This window comes from Endozoicomonas acroporae, assembly GCF_002864045.1.
Classification (GTDB): Bacteria; Pseudomonadota; Gammaproteobacteria; order Pseudomonadales; family Endozoicomonadaceae; genus Endozoicomonas; species Endozoicomonas acroporae.
On the sequence record NZ_PJPV01000083.1, the window covers coordinates 1 to 17,840 of the forward strand.

19 protein-coding genes are annotated in these 17,840 nt (G+C 49.9%); 5 read left to right on the forward strand and 14 right to left on the reverse strand.

Annotated features, from left to right (window positions below; all coding sequences use genetic code 11):
• Nucleotides 1-324: 324 nt before the first annotated feature.
• On the forward strand, nt 325-573 hold the full coding sequence (locus CX664_RS14520; protein ID WP_101747430.1) for a hypothetical protein: 249 nt from the start codon (nt 325-327) through the stop codon (nt 571-573).
• Nucleotides 574-695: 122 nt separating this feature from the next.
• Here the strand turns inward: CX664_RS14520 and CX664_RS14525 are convergent, their stop codons facing one another.
• Together CX664_RS14525 and CX664_RS14530 are read right to left on the reverse strand one after the other, a co-directional pair.
• Nucleotides 696-1,040, reverse strand: a complete 345-nt coding sequence (locus CX664_RS14525) for a hypothetical protein (RefSeq protein WP_101747431.1) — start codon at nt 1,038-1,040, stop codon at nt 696-698.
• Nucleotides 1,041-1,277: 237 nt separating this feature from the next.
• The gene (locus tag CX664_RS14530) at nt 1,278-2,249 is read right to left on the reverse strand and encodes a hypothetical protein (protein ID WP_180966502.1); all 972 of its coding nucleotides are present in this window, start codon (nt 2,247-2,249) and stop codon (nt 1,278-1,280) included.
• A gap of 404 nt (nt 2,250-2,653) precedes the next feature.
• Here CX664_RS14530 and CX664_RS14535 point away from each other — a divergent pair, with 404 nt between their 5' ends.
• Nucleotides 2,654-2,920, forward strand: a complete 267-nt coding sequence (locus CX664_RS14535) for a hypothetical protein (RefSeq protein ID WP_101747433.1) — start codon at nt 2,654-2,656, stop codon at nt 2,918-2,920.
• Here CX664_RS14535 and CX664_RS14540 read toward each other — a convergent pair.
• The gene (locus tag CX664_RS14540) at nt 2,917-3,750 is read right to left on the reverse strand and encodes a Cof-type HAD-IIB family hydrolase (protein WP_101747434.1); all 834 of its coding nucleotides are present in this window, start codon (nt 3,748-3,750) and stop codon (nt 2,917-2,919) included. The genes CX664_RS14535 and CX664_RS14540 overlap by 4 nt on opposite strands.
• A 317-nt stretch (nt 3,751-4,067) precedes the next feature.
• Here CX664_RS14540 and CX664_RS14545 point away from each other — a divergent pair, with 317 nt between their 5' ends.
• The gene (locus CX664_RS14545; RefSeq protein WP_101747435.1) at nt 4,068-5,132 is read left to right on the forward strand and encodes an OmpA family protein; all 1,065 of its coding nucleotides are present in this window, start codon (nt 4,068-4,070) and stop codon (nt 5,130-5,132) included.
• 86 nt (nt 5,133-5,218) lie between these two features.
• Here the strand turns inward: CX664_RS14545 and CX664_RS14550 are convergent, their stop codons facing one another.
• Nucleotides 5,219-6,961, reverse strand: a complete 1,743-nt coding sequence (locus CX664_RS14550) for a hypothetical protein (protein ID WP_146000029.1) — start codon at nt 6,959-6,961, stop codon at nt 5,219-5,221.
• 312 nt (nt 6,962-7,273) lie between these two features.
• On the opposite strand from CX664_RS14550, the gene CX664_RS14555 reads away from it, so the two are divergent.
• Together CX664_RS14555 and CX664_RS25770 are read left to right on the forward strand one after the other, a co-directional pair.
• Complete coding sequence (locus CX664_RS14555; protein WP_101747437.1) at nt 7,274-7,984, forward strand: hypothetical protein; 711 nt, start codon at nt 7,274-7,276, stop codon at nt 7,982-7,984.
• On the forward strand, nt 7,969-8,328 hold the full coding sequence (locus CX664_RS25770; protein WP_146000030.1) for a hypothetical protein: 360 nt from the start codon (nt 7,969-7,971) through the stop codon (nt 8,326-8,328). The genes CX664_RS14555 and CX664_RS25770 overlap by 16 nt, the downstream gene beginning before the upstream one ends.
• A gap of 319 nt (nt 8,329-8,647) precedes the next feature.
• Here the strand turns inward: CX664_RS25770 and CX664_RS14560 are convergent, their stop codons facing one another.
• The 10 genes from CX664_RS14560 to atpB form a co-directional block, all read right to left on the reverse strand.
• Nucleotides 8,648-9,085 carry a POTRA domain-containing protein gene (locus CX664_RS14560; protein WP_101747438.1) on the reverse strand — a complete coding sequence of 146 codons (438 nt, stop codon included), beginning with the start codon at nt 9,083-9,085 and terminating at the stop codon, nt 8,648-8,650.
• A 216-nt stretch (nt 9,086-9,301) separates the two neighbouring features.
• Nucleotides 9,302-10,534, reverse strand: a complete 1,233-nt coding sequence (locus CX664_RS14565) for a BaiN/RdsA family NAD(P)/FAD-dependent oxidoreductase (RefSeq protein WP_244910672.1) — start codon at nt 10,532-10,534, stop codon at nt 9,302-9,304.
• A 191-nt stretch (nt 10,535-10,725) separates the two neighbouring features.
• Nucleotides 10,726-11,151, reverse strand: coding sequence for a F0F1 ATP synthase subunit epsilon (locus tag CX664_RS14570; RefSeq protein ID WP_101747440.1), 426 nt, complete (start codon nt 11,149-11,151; stop codon nt 10,726-10,728).
• A gap of 151 nt (nt 11,152-11,302) precedes the next feature.
• On the reverse strand, nt 11,303-12,679 hold the full coding sequence (gene atpD / locus CX664_RS14575) for a F0F1 ATP synthase subunit beta (RefSeq protein ID WP_101747441.1): 1,377 nt from the start codon (nt 12,677-12,679) through the stop codon (nt 11,303-11,305).
• Nucleotides 12,680-12,719: 40 nt separating this feature from the next.
• Nucleotides 12,720-13,580, reverse strand: a complete 861-nt coding sequence (atpG, locus tag CX664_RS14580) for a F0F1 ATP synthase subunit gamma (RefSeq protein WP_101747442.1) — start codon at nt 13,578-13,580, stop codon at nt 12,720-12,722.
• A 99-nt stretch (nt 13,581-13,679) separates the two neighbouring features.
• Nucleotides 13,680-15,224, reverse strand: coding sequence for a F0F1 ATP synthase subunit alpha (gene atpA / locus CX664_RS14585; RefSeq protein WP_101747443.1), 1,545 nt, complete (start codon nt 15,222-15,224; stop codon nt 13,680-13,682).
• 186 nt (nt 15,225-15,410) lie between these two features.
• On the reverse strand, nt 15,411-15,950 hold the full coding sequence (locus CX664_RS14590; RefSeq protein WP_101747444.1) for a F0F1 ATP synthase subunit delta: 540 nt from the start codon (nt 15,948-15,950) through the stop codon (nt 15,411-15,413).
• 14 nt (nt 15,951-15,964) lie between these two features.
• Nucleotides 15,965-16,435: a F0F1 ATP synthase subunit B gene (locus tag CX664_RS14595; protein WP_101747445.1), complete on the reverse strand. Its 471-nt coding sequence runs from the start codon at nt 16,433-16,435 to the stop codon at nt 15,965-15,967.
• A 125-nt stretch (nt 16,436-16,560) separates the two neighbouring features.
• Entirely contained in the window at nt 16,561-16,812 is a 252-nt protein-coding gene (gene atpE / locus CX664_RS14600; RefSeq protein WP_020581950.1) for a F0F1 ATP synthase subunit C, read from the reverse strand.
• A 110-nt stretch (nt 16,813-16,922) separates the two neighbouring features.
• Nucleotides 16,923-17,804 (reverse strand): F0F1 ATP synthase subunit A, encoded by an 882-nt coding sequence (gene atpB / locus CX664_RS14605; RefSeq protein ID WP_101747446.1) that lies wholly within the window; start codon nt 17,802-17,804, stop codon nt 16,923-16,925.
• Nucleotides 17,805-17,840 lie beyond the last annotated feature (36 nt).

Below are 17,840 nucleotides of genomic sequence, written 5' to 3' on the forward strand. Positions count from 1 at the left end.
AGTCTTTACTGTCTGCACTTTTGCTTGAGCTGTGCTGAATACATTTTGGCTATAGCCCCCTTAATAAGTAGCTGGCCATATGGAATCACATATTTCTGGCTACTTGGGCAGGTGCTATGCGAGGCACAACGGAGGGAGCATAGCCGTAGCTATGTGACCGGAGTTGTAACGAAGCACGACTGCATGGATGCAGGAGCTAGAGCAACGCAGGAGCAGTTGCCGGGAGTGCCTGAACAAGGAGTCAGAAATATATGATTTCATATGGTTAGCTACTTAAGAGGGGCTGGGAATAGGTCGTCTGCTTACTATCAACGGAGAACACCCATGAACAAGACACTATCTGCCATCTTATCTTCTTCTGTCATTCTTATCAGCGTCAATGCTTCAGCGGATCGGGACTATGCTGCTCAGGCCATGGAAAGACATGGCATGGAAAAACCGGTATCAATGCCTGTTATGAATGTGGTGAATGTGGTGAGTACCAGAGAAGCACTGGACTCTATTACGGTTCCTACAAAGCAGGAAGAGCTAGAGGCCAGAATGGAAGAGCTTGCTGAAAGAAGAGAAAATTAATTTTCTCTTTTTAACAATATGGTTGTGGTCATCACAACCATATCTTGCCATTCCGGTATCTCCCACCTTCCTCCTTGGAGCCTGTTATTTCTTTGTTGTCTGGAAGTCGTCAGTATCCGGCTTCAGAGCAGATCAGCAACATCAGCCCTTAGCAGGGGCTCCTTGCCCAGATCAAAACCGGCAACTGCAATATGCAGGGTAAACAGTTGCTTCAGGGTGGCAAAGTCTCTCGGCCCGGGCCACTTGTCTTCATCCTCCGTCCACACAGAGAACTCATTCTCCAGAATGGCGTGCGCTTCTTCACTGACACCATCCAACAGACTCTCTTCAGATTCATGCTCGTCAAACAGATAAGCACCACCTTCAAAGTCCCACGTCTGAGGTAGCTCGGCATCCAAGCTTGTTACCCAATCGATAAATGCTGTTTTTGGCTTCAGGGTTATGACACAACGGTTAATAAACTTCATTTTTTACCTGTCTAATCAATCGGTAAAGTAGTGAGATCAATAGATAATATAAGTCGGCAGATTAGCACTCTTTTGGGAAAACAGGACAGGAAAATCGACAGTGCATTATAAAAGTGTTGGACCCGTTGTCAGCGACTAAAAACTCAGTTATTTCACGAAACCGTACCGCCAAAGGATGATCTACCGCCTCAGAGTGCTTCCCTGATGCAATGAAAAACCGGGACACCAGAAGCCTGTCTAAAGAGTTTTCAGGTATGGAGTGCGCCCATAAATTTCCACTAATTTTTCTTGCGAAGCTTTAATAACTTTATTCGGCTGCTTTAGCTCTTTGGATATTTCTTCATTCTGTGATTTGAGCGATTGTTTTTCATCACGGAGTAATTCGTTATTAGTTTTAGATTTGGTTTTTTCATCTGACTTTCTTTTTCTGCATTTTCGGGCGGCAATTTTATTTCTACCCCTTCTTCTAATATCTTTTGCCAACAGGCAAATCCAATTATCAGTTTCTCTTTTAATAATATTATTGAATTTTTTAATATCCATATCAGTAATATCCTGAATACTATAGTGCTGATGGTTAGTTATTATCCCTGTTACCAGTGACCTTATAGCTTTAACACTTTCAGCTTTGGCTACAATGGGTTTTTTGGACTTTAAAGGAGTACACGAAGGGTTTTGACTGACAGGTTTGCTGTCCACTACAGCATTAGGATTAATATCCATTACTGCCGGTGGATCAGTGGGTATCTGCATTGTCTTTTTAACAGAAGATAAATCCACTGCATCTTTCGCAGAACCTGAACCATTTTCAATGTTATCCTGACCTGGGCAGAGATTATTATCATCTAACGGCATTAGAGGTGTTCCCAGATAATAATCTGGATCAAGTAGATTCTGCGTGCTTTTATCGGCTGCGAGTAAAGCTTCATCAAATTCACCCGCCAAATCAGGTTTATATCCAGCAGCATTTGATAACGTTGAACTGCATGGTAATTCACTGTTATTTACTGGCAATGTCGTTGGCGTAGTCACAATTTGGATAGAATAATCAGCCAAAAACCTATCGTAAGGATCGAATTGGTGACCCAAATAACCGATATATCCTTTATCAACAGGTGCTGTGACAACGTCACTTACTCCAGAATGATTCAGGGCAGTTGGAACGTTTGATAGGTATCCCATAAATGCATCTGATACAGGTCGCGGCATTGTTAACCTCCTTGTCATTTATTATCTTGCAGTTTTTTGATAATTAAAGCAATAAGCTGATTCTGTGTTGATCGCTTCAATAAGGCTATCTAGCAAAAATTGTTACTGCTTTTAACGCCTGTGAAGTTCACAAAACACAACACTGCTGATAGTTAGTACCTTTTTTGAGATATTAGTTCCGCAAAAAGTATAAGACGCCAGATGATCAAGCATACCTGTGAAGCCCATCCAAAGCAGAAAAATAAAGTTATTCAAGAACTTAACCATCAGGTTGACTCACATTGCCTGCCCGGACCCGGCAGAGTCACCAGGACGACTCTACCTTGAACTTTTACCGACAATCGCAGACCAACTACTAAACTACTACAGGTAACTCAGAGGTTGGTGATAAGGTGTAAAGAACCATGAATATAAAGACGCTTGGCTCCCTGAATCAACAACGTCCACCAAAAGAAGATAAAAAGCCACCACCTCCTGCGAAGCACAAAGTAATGGGTGAAATCAAAGCGGTTAAGAAAGAGAGTACATCCCCATATTTCACTTACAATGGTAACCAGCTGGTTGAAGTGGATGATGATTCACTTTATGGGGACTTGAACCGATTATTCAGAAAACTCAGGATCAACAAGACAGTGGGCAATATAACGCTCAAAGAACCCGATAAGCGCTAAGCTATCTGTCCGACCAGATGACTCTTCAAAATATGGTCGATGGTTTCAAGGACGCCCTCCTCATTATTGGTCGGAGCTGAATAACGGGCAACCTGTCGGACCCTGTCATTGGCATTATTCATGGCAAAACTGAAACCTGCCTTTTGCAGCATTTCCAGGTCATTGCCACTATCGCCAAAGGCAGCCACTTCATGGTCAGCAATGTTCCACTGTTCCTGCAAAAGATGAATACCATGTGCCTTATGAACACCGGGAATGATCAGGTCAATCCACTCGTGACCACTGGTGACTGATACCAGCACATCTCCCAGTGTCTCTTTAGCCCCTGCCAATACGCTATCGTGTCTGGCTGGAGACATTTTGATGGCAATTTTAAGAATTGTGTCGTCGATATCCTGATAGCCTTGTATCAGCTCAAGACGCTGGTAATGATTGCGGGCATTGGTTACTTCTTCAGGATCAGCCGTATGCAAAACATAGGCACTGTTGCGGCCGCAGATAATGGCAGTTACCTCTTGCAGGCTTTCCAGAAACGGGTAGACACGGACCAGGGTTTCCCTGGCAATATCCGCAACAAACAGCTCCCGCTGCCCGTCTTGTACATAGCCGCCATTTTCTGCAACATAGGCAATATCACCAGCATCAATACCCTCAAAATAGGAGCGCAATTTGTAATACTGGTTGCCACTGGCCACGACAAATCGAATGCTCCGGGCTTTCAGGATTTTGAACTGCTCCAGAAAACGTTCACGGTTATACGTTTTGTTATCATTCAGAAACGTGCCATCCATATCGACAGCGATCAATTTAATTCCGTTGTAGCCTGTCATTCTGTTGTTATCTCTGTGGGTAAAATTGGCATGATATAGCGCAAACTACAGCAGCCTGATCCGGCTTTAAATAGGGAAAATTACCGCTGATTTCAGGGCATTGCAGCATTAACACCGCAAACTTCGTGAAAACCGGTTTTGCCATCCAGACTTATCGAGCCATGGGCAGGGACTACCTGTGACTTTAGTGGCCCTTATGGGTGCAAGTACAAACACATAACGACACAGTATTTATTCCAGCGTAAAAATCACGTAACCTCCTCTCCCTTTTGGCGCATGCGCCCTTAAAGACACACAACACACACAGAGAAGACATTATGAAAGTGCAAGGTTTCGCACGCTCACTGATTGCCATCGCCATTGGCGCAACCCTCAGCAGTTCGGTAATTGCCAGTGACATGGCATCACAGGTGGTGGATAAAGGGCTGACATTCACTGTCGGTGGTGCCTGGAACGATCTGGACAGCAATCGCGGCCTGGATAACGCATTGGCACCGGAAATCGGTATTGGCTATCGTCTGAACGACCGCTTCAGTGTTGAAGGCATCTACTCTCAATACTCCACAGAGCAGAAGACAGGCTCGGATGCAGACCTTAAAGAATTCCGTCTGGACGCATTCTACGACCTGACCCCATGGGATGGTTCCCTGACCCCTTACGTGGTTGCCGGTATTTCTGAACTGGAAGCCGATTATGAGATGGGTGCCGAACACGACGACACTCGCATGAATGCCGGTTTTGGTTTGAGAAAGGCATTTACTCCAAACCTGGCCATCCGTGGTGATGTCCGTGCCGTTCGCACTCTGGATTACGCCCAGACAGAAGCCATGGCTAATGTCGCCCTGACCTGGACTTTCGGCAGTGTCGCCAAGGCAGCAGAACCTGTTGCCGTGGTTGAGCCGGTTCAGGAACAAGTGGTTGCCAGCGTTGAACCCGCTCCGGTGCTTGATGCTGATAACGACGGCGTACTGGACAAGGACGACCTGTGCCCGAATACCGCTGCAGGCATTACCGTTGACCAGACGGGCTGTGAGCCAATGACAGCCATTGACCTGCTGGTAAATTTTGATTTCGACTCCGAAACCATTAATCCAGAAGGCATTGACCAGATCGCCAAAATGGGTGACTTCTTGCAGCGTTACCCGAACGTTCGCATCCGTATTGAAGGCCATACCGACGCACAGGGCAAAGCGACTTACAATGAACAGCTGTCTGTTCGTCGTGCCGACATCATCCGTCAACAGCTGATCGACACGCACGGTGTCGACGCAGGACGTATTGATGCGGTGGGTATGGGTGAGAGTAAACCTGTTGCCAGCAACGATACCGCCGAAGGCCGTCAGCAAAACCGTCGTGTAACTGCTGAAGTGATTGGTTCTTAAGAGTATCTGAGAGGCTGTTCGGGAATAGCACCCGACAGGGTGACCTGCCACGCAGGGCAGCCTGTTCCCGGACAGCCTCACAGCAATCACTTGGGAGCGCTGGCGTTTTCGGCCTGCTTCGGCAGAAAAAGCGTAATATAAGCCTCCCTGATATGGCAGCCACTCATAAACACCTGACAGAAATCAGTGATATCATCGATACTCGACGAACACTGGACAGATACCGATTTTCTTTTCATATTCACCAGGTACAGCTGGTCCCCATCACAGGCCAGCACCAGAATTTCATCAGGTAAAGTGAATACCCAAGGTTCCAGCTGGATCTGAATATAGCCTGTTGTTGCCAGTGACCCATGAAACTTTTTCACGCAATCGGCCACTTGCCGTTGCAGGCGAATATTTTCTGCCTGGGTTTCTTTCCTGGCGAACATTTGCGAAAGCTTCAGCCCGGAACTGATGATTTCATCGTTGTCCGGGAAATAATTCAGGTCGTTCAGACGGGTCATCAGGTCCTTGACCGTCAGATGAGCGTTGCGAAATTTGCCGTCAATCAGTTTATCCAGAAGCACAACCTTGCTTGCATCCTCTTTTTTGATACGTTGCATGCCAAGGCTCTGGGCAGCGGCCAGAAGAATTCCCCGGTGATTTTTTGACTGTCCACCGACGCCCATATCCCTGGGGGGGTAACGCTGAATAAACTCCCTGATATTGATGTTATCCAGACCGTCAGCATCCGATTCTCCTTCATTGGTCGATCGGACAAACATAACCTGGTCAGCTTCACTGGTCAGAATAAGAAACCGAAGGTATTTCACTAGCTGGATACCGCTGGTAAAAACACCAAAAATCAGGCGACCATGGGGATTTTTTGCTATGGGCTCATCGGTAGTAGTTAGCCATATCAGACGATTGTCAGATGGGTGGCGAAAAATTTGTGACACTGATGAGCGCTGTTGTGGCAAACCCATTATGTTATTCTGGAATGAACAGACGAAAGTAACAAAGAGCCGATGGGACGGTGCCAGCTGATCCAGGTGATGCTGCATAGTGGTAAAAAACGCATTGGTCTCATCAGGCTGGTCAATGTTCGTCTGCTTGCCACAAAGATGGCCTTTGCTATCGCATATTTCCTGCCATTCAGGCACCATACCAGCGTTCATCATCTGTGCCACAAAATAATACCCACTCTGCACTGTCAGAGCTTCCATCTCTTCCAGCATGAAAGGCTCGGCAAAAAGACGTGCAAAAGTACCGGTCATGCTGTACAGATCGAGGTTATTTGAGGGGAGAATGGCTGGCTGGACAGAATAATCAGCCCGGAATGACACCGCTTCCTGAGTATCCAATCGCGCTTTCTTGAACGTTTCCCGTTGGGAAACTCTTCCGGCATCAATACATTGCTGAGTTTGGGGCCCCGATAGCCCGGATGGACCCGGAATCGCCACCAGTGATCCTGTTTCTTCACTGGTGAGATCAATGACAGACTCGGTCGATGCACGCTTACCAGCAGCTACTTGAGTTGCTGATTGAAAAAGACTCCAGTCGTATTTCTTTACCTCTTCGGCAAACTGCGTATCCTGGTAAAAATTGACATGAGTTGCCCGGCAGCCTGAGCACCCGAGCACATCCCTGGTCGCGAGAGAACAGCAATTGTGGTACATGTGTTCGCAACAACGGGACACCATAAAAGGAGGAGACTCAATAAATTGTCCGCATAGTTGACAAGATCGACGCCGGACAATGGCGTCGGGTGGTCGTTCCAGCGCCCTGGTTTGAGCGCTGGTACTTGGAACTGGCGTATTTACCGACTGGGCACGGCTGGCATCCACAGTTTCTCTCCTCTATTGGCTCCTATGACTTGTTTGCAAACAGGTCCCTCTGATTCACCTTTCAGTTTTAATTATCAGCAAGATCTGTCAACTCATAGCAAGGAGAGCCATGTAGCCAGGTTATGCCTGTATCCTGCGCAGACTGTTATGACCTGCCGTTCCAAGTCGAAACAATCCGGGGAAGGTAACGTCAAAAAAACCAAGGTTAATAGTGATAGGTAGTATTCTTACTGCTTGAAAGTCCGATTGTGTTCAGAGAATGGCTTTTCACCCCTGCTTCTTGCAGATGCCCTAAAATCAGGAGTCGTTTCCATGCCCATACAACGTTCCACTTCTCTCCAAAACCTCGCACAATCCCGGTACGTTCATGAGCTGGCCAGCAGAGCAGCTCCCAAACAACCAAGCATTGCGCAAACTGCTTTGCGTTTTGCCAATGTCCATACATCTTTAGGCTCTGGCAATATTGGGGTTGGTCATTTAAGTGCTATAAAACCCTGGACACCCAGCTTACCTGATGCAGATGAGGTCAATGACATCATCCATGCATCGCGACAGAAAAGAAAAAAATACAACTTCGAAGAATATATCTCAGAAGTTAAAAAAGTTAAGGCAGGTAACTGTGGTGAAAAAAGCAATCTTGTCTGTTATTTTCTGTCACAACAACCCGGTCCACTGATTTACTACCGCGTCTCCCTCTGGCCGAATGGTCATTGCTTTGTGGTAATGGACCAGGAGCCCAATGTAGAGGGGGTGTTCCCCGATAATTTTAATGATTGGAATGACCAGGCCGTAATTATTGATCCATGGACCGGTATCTGTGCACCCGCAAGACACTACCCCGAACTCTGGCACATGAAGGTTGATACGATGGCTGCAGTGGGCATTGAGCTAAGAGCCCCTTCCCATGAAGAAGGCCAGTGGCTGAAGGCTGATGTACCATATTGGAAAAACATGCTGGAAAAAAATAAAAAATATGTGTCCGCCAAACGCCCTCCGCTGCCATCCTGGTGTCGGTTGGTGTAGAGCCAGTCTATACCCGTCACCTTTCAAATGGTTACAAAAACTCCGTTACCGCTGAGCGAAAAAGAGAGTACATAAGAGAGCGTCGAAAAGATCCCGCTTTCCTTGAGCACCAAAGGAAGCACCGAAGGGAGTACATGAGAGAGCGCCGCAAAGATCCCGCTTACCTTGAGCGTCAAAGGAAGCGCCGAAGGGAATACATGAGAGCGCTTCGCAAAGACCCCATGTACACCATGCGCCAAAATCAGCTCCAAAGGGAGCGCTACCAGAATGATCCCGTGTTCGCAGAACGCTTAAGGGAGGGCCAAAGGAAGCGCCGAAGGGAGAGCCGAAGAAAGCACTGCTAGAATGATCTCAATTTCGATGAGCACACAAGAAGGGAGTGCCCAAGAGAACGCCGTAGGATGTGCTACCAGAATGATCCCGATTATGCAGAGCGTGTAAGGAAGTGCAGCAGGGAGTACAAAAGGAAGCTTCGCAAAAATTCAGCCGTTGGAAATGGCGGCGCAGTCCATGTTTAGAAGCTGGAATTGATAAACTTGATCTCACTGAGTTAAACGCCGCATCCTGCAAGTCTATACAATTTTGTGCAGGGGGAATATAACGTGCACACTAAGACAGAATTCATCAAAGGTTAATGCACACTAAAAATAAAATCATTGTATTTCATAAGGCCACGGTTTCCCCGGGTTTGCTGCCCGGCTGTAGTTTTAGTTGAGCCTGATTAGAGGGCAAGCGATTCATCTGAGCGATGCCAACGCAGGTATTCAGCCAGGGAGAAAGCAGAGTCGCATGTTCAGCAGTGGATAACAGTGAAGCCCCATCCAACTCAATATGGTTGATGCTGAAACATTGAGCGTTACTGTCTTCGGTAACAATGGGTTCTGAAACAACGGGTTGAGGAAGGTCTTGCAGCTGCTTGAGCTTATCGGCTTGCTGCTGCAGCAAATCCAGCTGTTGCTGCCGCTCAAGCGTTCTTTCTACAGGGGTAATCTGTCGTTCAGTGGCCTGTGCATAGAGCGAACTGAAAAGCAGGCCTGTCAGCAAAAAAAAGGGATAAACAACACGGCCAGGCAACACCAGCCATTGCGACATTACATCCATGACGCGAAACCTTAACTTCCTTAAATCAACGACTATCGTCGTTGTATTTTTATTCGATTTCTGCGAATTAAATCACATCATGTAAAAAAATGTAAAGAATGGGATTTTAAATATGCCTTAAAAAAATTGATCGCTGGTGTCGGTTTTTTAAATGACTGGAACCTGACCGATCTTAAGTTTGGACAATGCGCAATATTTATTCCCCCCGCACAAAATTTATACGTACAGCCCGGCACAGTACCCCGAAGCCCAGGCCCACTGGAAGTTGAATCCGCCAAGGTGGCCGGTGACATCCAGTACTTCACCCACAAAATAGAGCCCTGGCTGGTTCTGGCTTTCGAAGGTTTTCGATGAAATATTGTTAGTAGCTACGCCGCCCACAGTGACTTCGGCTTTTTTATAACCTTCGGTGCCCGCTGGCATGAATACCCAGGATTCCAGGCTTTCGGCCAGGCGTTGCAGCTCAGTTGCAGAAAACTGGTTCATGGGTTTACGACCACTGTCTGTCAATTTTTGCAGCTCTCCATAAGTGCATAGAGCGGTTGTCAGACGTTTGGTTAATTTATCTGAAAGTATTGAACGAATTTCAGCCTTGGGTTTTGCTTCTCTGAGTTCATTCAACCAGTCTTCTATGGCGATACCCGGTAGCCAGTTGATGGAAACTTTATTGCCAGGCCGCCAGTAGGAGGAGATCTGCAATATGGCAGGCCCACTCAGCCCTCGGTGGGTAAAGAGGACATTCTCCCGAAAGCTCTGGCCATTACAGCTGGCGATAACATCGGCACTCACACCGGATAACTCAATAAAGTGGGCCAGCCACTGTTTGTCCATGGTAAATGGCACCAGGCCTGGCATCCTTTCAATTAAATGATGACCGAACTGCTCGGCCAGTTCATAGCCAAGACCGGAAGCGCCCATGGTGGGGAATGACAAGCCACCGGTTGCCACCACTAACGATGTGCAGCGGATTTCTCCCAATGTCGTATCCAGCGTAAAGCCCGCTGCATCATCCAATGGCTTAACGTGATGCAATGCTGTCTTCAGGCGAATGGTGACACCGGACTTTCTGCACTCTTCCACCAGCATCTCTACGATATCGCTGGATTGCTGGTTGCAGAACAGCTGCCCCAGGGTTTTCTCATGCCAGGGAATCTGGTGCTTATCCACCAGCGCCTGAAAATCCCACTGGGTGTAGCGGGCCAGTGCCGATTTGCAGAAATGGGGATTTTTGGAAAGGTAGTTTGCCGGTTCAGCGTACATATTGGTGTAGTTGCAGCGGCCACCGCCGGAAATCAGAATTTTCTTGCCAATCTTATTGGCATGGTCGATGACCAGCACCTTTCGGCCGCGATCACCTGCCGTCAGTGCACACATCAACCCGGAAGCCCCTGCTCCAATAATAACGGCATCGTATTGCATGGATGGCAATAAGGGCTGGTTTAACGGCATGGGGTTGGGTCCACAGGAGGGAATGAATTGGTGGGCACTATAACGAAACTGACAGGGAGTACTCAAGATCCAGTTTCGACAGGATGGAGAAGCATATCTAATGACAATACGCTTCAGCAATTAACCGGACATAGTGTAAAAACATAAAAACCCTGCAATAGCAGGGCTCTTTGGCAGCAGCAAAAATGAACTTATTTGCCCAGTTTCTTGCGAACCGCCTGAAGGGTTCTGAGCTGGGCTGCCGCTTCGGCCAGTTGGGTTGCTGCCCTGGAGTAGTCGAATTCGCCACTTTGGTGTTCCAGAGCTTTTTCTGCCTGACGCTTGGCTTCTTCAGCCGCCGCTTCATTCATGTCGTCGGCTCGCAGTGCCGTATCCGCCAGGATCTTGACCTGGTTTGGCTGAACTTCCAGGAAGCCACCGGACACGTAGAAGACCTCTTCTTCACCACTTTGGGTAATGAGTCGGATCGGTCCGGGTCTCAGTTCGGTCAGCAGCGGAGTATGCCCGGGGGTAATGCCCAAGTCTCCCATGGAGCCGGTAGCAATCAACATCTCTACCTGACCTTTGAAGATCTCCTGCTCGGCACTAACGATGTCACAATCTACGGTTGATGCCATAATGAGACACCTCCTTTACTGGTCTGGTTCAAAACAACTTCGTTCTGAACCACAAAGACACAAAGGCACAAAGAAGAGCTTTTCCTGTTCTTCCTTGGTGTCTTTGTGACTTTGTGGTTCACAATGCTTTTCCCCTGACGCCTTGAATGATTTACATGGACTTGGCTTTTTCAACCGCTTCGTCAATGGAACCGACCATATAGAAAGCCTGTTCTGGCAGCGCATCAAACTCACCTTCCAGGATGCCCTTGAAGGCACGAATGGTGTCTTTCAATGGCACATATTTACCCGGAGAGCCGGTGAACACTTCCGCTACGAAGAAGGGCTGAGACAGGAATCGCTCAATCTTACGGGCGCGGGATACGGTCTGCTTGTCTTCTTCAGACAGTTCATCCATACCCAGAATGGCAATGATGTCTTTCAGCTCTTTGTAGCGCTGCAGTACCGTCTGCACACCCCGGGCGACGTCGTAGTGCTCCTGGCCAATGACCAGAGGGTCCAGCTGACGGGAGGTGGAGTCCAGTGGGTCAATGGCCGGATAGATACCCTTGGAGGCAATATCACGGCTGAGTACCACAGTGGCATCCAGGTGGGAGAAGGTGGTGGCCGGGGATGGGTCAGTCAAGTCATCCGCCGGTACGTATACCGCCTGAATAGAAGTGATGGAGCCGGTCTTGGTGGAGGTAATACGCTCCTGCAGTACGCCCATCTCTTCCGCCAGGGTTGGCTGGTAACCTACCGCAGACGGCATACGGCCCAGCAGTGCTGATACTTCGGTGCCCGCCAGGGTGTAACGGTAGATGTTATCGATAAACAGCAGTACGTCACGGCCTTCATCACGGAATTTTTCCGCCATGGTCAGACCGGTCAGGGCGACACGCAAACGGTTTCCGGGTGGCTCGTTCATCTGGCCGTACACCAGCGATACTTTGTCGATAACGTTGGAGTCGGTCATTTCATGGTAGAAGTCGTTACCTTCCCGGGTACGCTCACCGACACCGGCAAATACCGAGTAACCGGAGTGCTCGATGGCGATGTTACGGATCAGCTCCATCATGTTGACGGTTTTACCCACACCGGCACCACCGAACAGACCCACCTTACCACCCTTGGCAAATGGGCAAACCAGGTCGATGACCTTGATCCCGGTTTCCAGCAGCTCGTTGGTGGCGGCCTGGTCAGCGTAACTGGGTGCCTTCCGGTGAATGGCCGCTCTTTCTTCTTCACCGATGGGACCTTTTTCATCAATAGGATTACCCAGAACGTCCATGATACGTCCCAGGGTTTTGGTACCCACTGGCACCTGAATCGGTGCTCCCGTGTTGGCAACGTTCAAACCACGGGCAACCCCTTCGGTAGAGCCCATGGCAATGGAACGAACGACACCGTCACCCAGCTGCTGCTGAACTTCCAGTACCAGATCCTTTCCATCAACATTCAGTGCGTCATACACTTTGGGCACGCTGTCCCGTGGGAATTCGACGTCGATGACGGCACCGATAATTTGTACGATACGACCGCTACTCATAGTCTTTCCTCACCCCTTAATCTTTTAAACGGCCACGCTTTTAAACAGCCGCAGCACCGCTGACAATTTCAGACAATTCCTGTGTGATCGCAGCCTGACGGGCCTTGTTGTAGACCAACTGCAGGTCATCAATCAGGTTTCCGGCGTTATCGGTGGCACTCTTCATGGCCACCATTCGAGCCGCCTGTTCACAGGCATTATTTTCAACCACCGCCTGGAACACCTGAGACTCGATATAACGCACCAGCAGACCATCCAGCAGCTCTTTGGCATCAGGCTCATACAGGTAGTCCCAGGGTCTCTTCAGGGACGCGTCATCATCCGGTACCAATGGCAGCAGTTGCTGCACTTGCGGCGTTTGGGTCATGGTGTTGACGAAGTCGTTGTGCACCACAAACAGTCGGTCAATTTGCCCCTCGTCGTAACGGTCCAGCATCACTTTGACCCCGCCAATCAGGTCAGCAATGTTGGGTGAGTCCCCAATATGCGCCATGGCTGCCACGACGTTACCACCATAGCTGCGGAAAAAGGCGGCAGCCTTGCTGCCAATCAGACAGAGGTCGATGCCGACACCCTGGTCAGTCCACGCCTTCATGCTTTCTACGGTCTTCTTGAACAGGTTAATGTTCAAGCCACCGCAGAGACCACGGTCAGTGGAGACGATAATGAAGCCAACACGTTTGACGTCACGCTCAACCATAAAGCTGTGTTCGTACTCTGCATTCGCGTTGGCGATGTGTCCTACCACCTGACGAATACGCTCGGCATAGGGGCGGCTGGTTTCCATCCGCTCCTGGGCCTTACGCATCTTGCTGGCAGCCACCATTTCCATGGCGCTGGTAATTTTCTGTGTGCTTTTAATGGACGATATCTGCGTCCGTATCTCTTTTGCCCCGGCCATAATCAGTTTCCAGTTGTCAGTGATCAGTGGTCAGTTATGGGTGGCCAGTTGCCAGTCAGGCTGTTCACTGCCCACTGACAACTGCCCACTGACAACTGATCACCAGGTCTGGGTGGCCTTGAACTTCTCAATGACTTCTTTAAGGCCTGCTTCAATCTCGCCGTTGTAGTCCCCGGACTCATTGATGGTCGCCATCAGCGCTCTGTGCTCTGCATTGGCATAGCTGATCAGGGCGGCTTCAAAGTCACCAATCTTGTTCAGGGCCACATCTGCCAGGAACCCTTTCTCAGCAGCAAAGATAACCAGTCCCATTTCCGCTACCGACATGGGGGCGTACTGGGTCTGCTTCATCAGCTCAGTAACCCGCTGACCATGCTCCAGCTGCTTACGGGTGGCTTCATCCAGGTCAGAAGCAAACTGGGCAAACGCCTGCAGTTCACGGTACTGGGCCAGTGCCAGACGGATACCACCGCCGAGCTTCTTGATGATCTTGGTCTGGGCAGCACCACCTACCCGCGATACCGAGACACCGGCGTTCATGGCAGGGCGGATACCGGCGTTGAACAGGTCGGTTTCCAGGAAGATCTGACCGTCGGTAATGGAGATAACGTTGGTGGGTACGAAAGCCGATACGTCACCGGCCTGGGTTTCGATGATGGGCAGTGCGGTCAGGGAACCGGTCTTGCCTTTCACTTCACCGTTGGTGAACTTCTCAACGTAATCCGCGTTCACCCGTGCTGCACGCTCCAGCAGACGGGAGTGCAGGTAGAAGACATCACCAGGATAAGCTTCACGGCCCGGTGGACGACGGAGCAGCAGGGAAATCTGACGATAAGCCCAAGCCTGTTTGGTCAGGTCATCGTAGACGATCAGGGCATCTTCACCACGGTCACGGAAGTATTCACCCATGGAGCAGCCGGCAAACGGTGCCAGGAACTGCATGGCCGCCGGATCAGCCGCACCGGCTGCCACCACAATGGTGTGGTCCATGGCACCGTGCTCTTCCAGCTTGCGCACCACGTTGGCAATGGTGGACTGCTTCTGCCCCACAGCAACATAGACACACTTAACGCCAGTGCCTTTCTGGTTAATGATGGCGTCGATCGCCAGGGCAGTTTTACCGGTCTGACGGTCACCGATGATCAGCTCACGCTGGCCTCGGCCGATGGGCACCATGGAGTCAACGGCCTTGTAGCCGGTTTGCACCGGCTCATCCACCGACTGACGGGCAATAACGCCGGGTGCTACTTTTTCCAGGGGAGAGGTTTGCCCGGTTTGCAGGGCACCTTTACCATCAATCGGGTTGCCCAGGGCATCGACCACGCGCCCGAGCAGTTCATTGCCCACGGGTACTTCAAGAATTCGACCGGTGCACTGAACGGTCTGGCCTTCAGCCAGATCGCCATAGTCACCCAGGACCACTGCACCGACAGAGTCTCGCTCAAGGTTCAGTGCCATACCATAGACATTGCCCGGGAACTTGATCATCTCCCCGTACATGGCATCCGCCAGACCATGAATACGTACAATACCGTCAGTTACGCTGACAATCGTGCCCTCATTCTGGGCTTCACTGGACACATCAAGCTGCTCGATTCTGCTCTTGATGATGTCACTGATCTCGGAAGGATTCAGTTGCTGCATAGCTTACCTGCCCCACTTAACCACAAACGTACAGTTTTATTGATTCTCAACCCGATGGCTTATTCCGCCCTGGGCACTATTGCTGTTGGCACCTGACAGAAGCCTGAGTGAAAAACTGCACCTTTGGGCTCATGAGCGCCGCGGCCTCCTACTCTCTATTGTTGAGCTCAAGGCTGTATTGATTACTCAGGAAATCATCGCATCGGCCAGCTTGCCCAGCCGGGCACGGAGACTGCCATCAATGACCAGGTCACCCGCTTTGACGATAACGCCACCTAAAATGCTACTGTCGATCTCGGTCACCAGTTGAACAGAACGTCCAAGTCTGGCCGCCATTTTTTCTGCCAGTTTATCTTGCTGCTCCTGACTCAGGGGATACGCTGACGTCACCTGCACCTGCTGGGAACGTTCTTCTTCCGCTCTCAACCGGGCATACAGGGCAGCAATTTCAGGCAGCAGTTGCAGACGACGATGTTCTGACAACACCCGAAGGTAATTCTCAAACGGCTGATCCAGTGAACCGTCGCCCTGACACAGCCCGATAATGGTTTCTGCCTGTTGCGCACCACTCAGTTGCGGATTGCACAGCAGCTCAACCACTTTATGATAAGCAGTCACACTGGCACAGAGCGACAGCATGTCAGACCATTCGCTCAAACGTGATGCATCACGGGCATATTCAAATGCCGCTTTGGCGTAGGGACGGGCACAGGTTGTTAATTCCATGATCTCCAGCCCTCTTAAAGTTCAGCCGCCAGATCATCAACCAGCTTGCTGTTCGCTGCCTCGTCCAGACGTTCACCCAGAATTCGTTCAGCACCGGCAATAGCGAGGCTTGCCACCTGCGTACGCAATGCTTCACGAGCCCGGTTAGCGTCCTGCTCAATTTCAGCAGCAGCAGCGGCCTTCAGGCGGTCACCTTCAGCACGGGCCTGCTCTTTGGCTTCATCGACAATCTGGTTTGCGCGCTTGTTGGCTGACTCAATGATGCCCTGGGCTTCAGCTCTTGCTTCTTTCAGCAGGTCAGCAACCTTGTCATTGGCCTGAGCCAGGTCTTTTTCTGCTTTATCAGCAGCAGCCAGACCATCGGCTATTTTTTGCTGTCGGTCACTCAGCGCTTTGGTCAGAGGTGGCCACACATATTTCATGCAGAACCACACAAAGAACATAAAAGCGATGGATTGGCCGATCAGAGTTGCATTTAAATTCACGCCAACACCTCTTTTAGTTAATGTCGTTGGCTCCTTTCAGAGCCTGGCCTTTTCTCAACGCAGGTCGGCTCCCGGGGGAACCGACCTGCGTGGCTTGGCACCTGGTCGGGCATTAACGTCTTTGCTTAGAGCAGTCCAACGAACGGGTTAGCAAAGGTGAAGAACAGGGCAATACCAACGGCAATCATTGGGATCGCATCCAGCAGACCCGCAACGATGAACATTTTGGTTTGCAGCATAGGTGCAGTTTCCGGCTGACGGGCAACCCCTTCCAGGAATTTGCCGCCCAGCAGGGCAAAGCCAATACCCGTTGCCAGCGCCGCTACACCCAGCATGATGGCAACACTGATTACTGTCAGACCAACTACCAGTTCCATATTTCCTCCCGACTTTTCAGGTCGTGTGTTGTGAGATTCAGTGGTTAGTTAAAGTAAATTTATCCAGTGGGCAGCTCTCCTGAAGGATACGCTGCCCGGTTACCTTTCACTCAGTGTTCTTCATGAACGCTGCTCAGATAAACAATGGTCAGGGTCATGAAGATGTAAGCCTGAAGAGTAATAACCAGAATGTGCAGGACAGCCCAGCCAAAATGCAGTGGCAGTTGCGCCCAGCCAATCATGGCAATCAGGATAAATATCAGTTCACCGGCATACATATTGCCGAACAGTCGCAGCCCCAGGGAAACGGGTTTGGCTAACAGGGACACCGTTTCCAGCAGCAGGTTGACAGGAATCAGAATAACCTTCGCCAGCGGATTCTTGCTGGAGAATGGGTGTAAAGCCAGATCAGAGAACAGGCCAGACACACCTTTCACCTTGATCCAGAAGAAGAGCATCAGGAAGAAGACGCTGATCGACATGGACATGGTGATGTTCGGGTCTGTCGATGGCACGATCTTCATGTAGGGAATGCCTGCCAGTGTTGCCAGACCGGGAATCCAGTCCACAGGAATCAGGTCCATCAGATTCATGAAGAAGATCCAGACAAAAATGGTCAGGGCCAGGGGGGCAATCAGTGGGTTTTTGCCATGGAACGATTCGCGAACGCTGGTGTCCACAAATTCGACAATGGACTCAATGGCATTTTGTAACTTGCCGGGAACGCCTGCTGTGGCATTTTTGGCAACAAATCGGAACAGGAGAACAAACACAAAGCCGAGGAACACCGACCAGAGCATGCTGTCTACATGAATGGCCCAGAACCCCATCTCTTTGGCTTCAGCGGGAGTCAGGGCAAACGTCCAGGTTGGCTCGGTGAGAACACCCTGAGACTGCCCATAAGCGTCAACTCGCTGATAACCAGCAGGCAGCTGACCATACGTCAAATTCTGCAAGTGGTGCTGTATGTATTCAGTAGCAGTATTTGCCATGGCTAATCCTGTTAATCATCCATTACATTGTCAATA

Bases quoted from the DNA above. Each gene is read 5' to 3' on its own strand.
- CX664_RS14520 (WP_101747430.1), top strand. From the start codon at position 325: ATGAACAAGACACTATCTGCCATCTTATCTTCTTCTGTCATTCTTATC.
- CX664_RS14525 (WP_101747431.1), bottom strand. From the start codon at position 1,040: ATGAAGTTTATTAACCGTTGTGTCATAACCCTGAAGCCAAAAACAGCA.
- CX664_RS14530 (WP_180966502.1), bottom strand. From the start codon at position 2,249: ATGCCGCGACCTGTATCAGATGCATTTATGGGATACCTATCAAACGTT.
- CX664_RS14535 (WP_101747433.1), top strand. From the start codon at position 2,654: ATGAATATAAAGACGCTTGGCTCCCTGAATCAACAACGTCCACCAAAA.
- CX664_RS14540 (WP_101747434.1), bottom strand. From the start codon at position 3,750: ATGACAGGCTACAACGGAATTAAATTGATCGCTGTCGATATGGATGGC.
- CX664_RS14545 (WP_101747435.1), top strand. From the start codon at position 4,068: ATGAAAGTGCAAGGTTTCGCACGCTCACTGATTGCCATCGCCATTGGC.
- CX664_RS14555 (WP_101747437.1), top strand. From the start codon at position 7,274: ATGCCCATACAACGTTCCACTTCTCTCCAAAACCTCGCACAATCCCGG.
- CX664_RS14560 (WP_101747438.1), bottom strand. From the start codon at position 9,085: ATGGATGTAATGTCGCAATGGCTGGTGTTGCCTGGCCGTGTTGTTTAT.
- CX664_RS14565 (WP_244910672.1), bottom strand. From the start codon at position 10,534: ATGCCGTTAAACCAGCCCTTATTGCCATCCATGCAATACGATGCCGTT.
- CX664_RS14570 (WP_101747440.1), bottom strand. From the start codon at position 11,151: ATGGCATCAACCGTAGATTGTGACATCGTTAGTGCCGAGCAGGAGATC.
- atpD (WP_101747441.1), bottom strand. From the start codon at position 12,679: ATGAGTAGCGGTCGTATCGTACAAATTATCGGTGCCGTCATCGACGTC.
- atpG (WP_101747442.1), bottom strand. From the start codon at position 13,580: ATGGCCGGGGCAAAAGAGATACGGACGCAGATATCGTCCATTAAAAGC.
- atpA (WP_101747443.1), bottom strand. From the start codon at position 15,224: ATGCAGCAACTGAATCCTTCCGAGATCAGTGACATCATCAAGAGCAGA.
- CX664_RS14590 (WP_101747444.1), bottom strand. From the start codon at position 15,950: ATGGAATTAACAACCTGTGCCCGTCCCTACGCCAAAGCGGCATTTGAA.
- atpE (WP_020581950.1), bottom strand. From the start codon at position 16,812: ATGGAACTGGTAGTTGGTCTGACAGTAATCAGTGTTGCCATCATGCTG.
- atpB (WP_101747446.1), bottom strand. From the start codon at position 17,804: ATGGCAAATACTGCTACTGAATACATACAGCACCACTTGCAGAATTTG.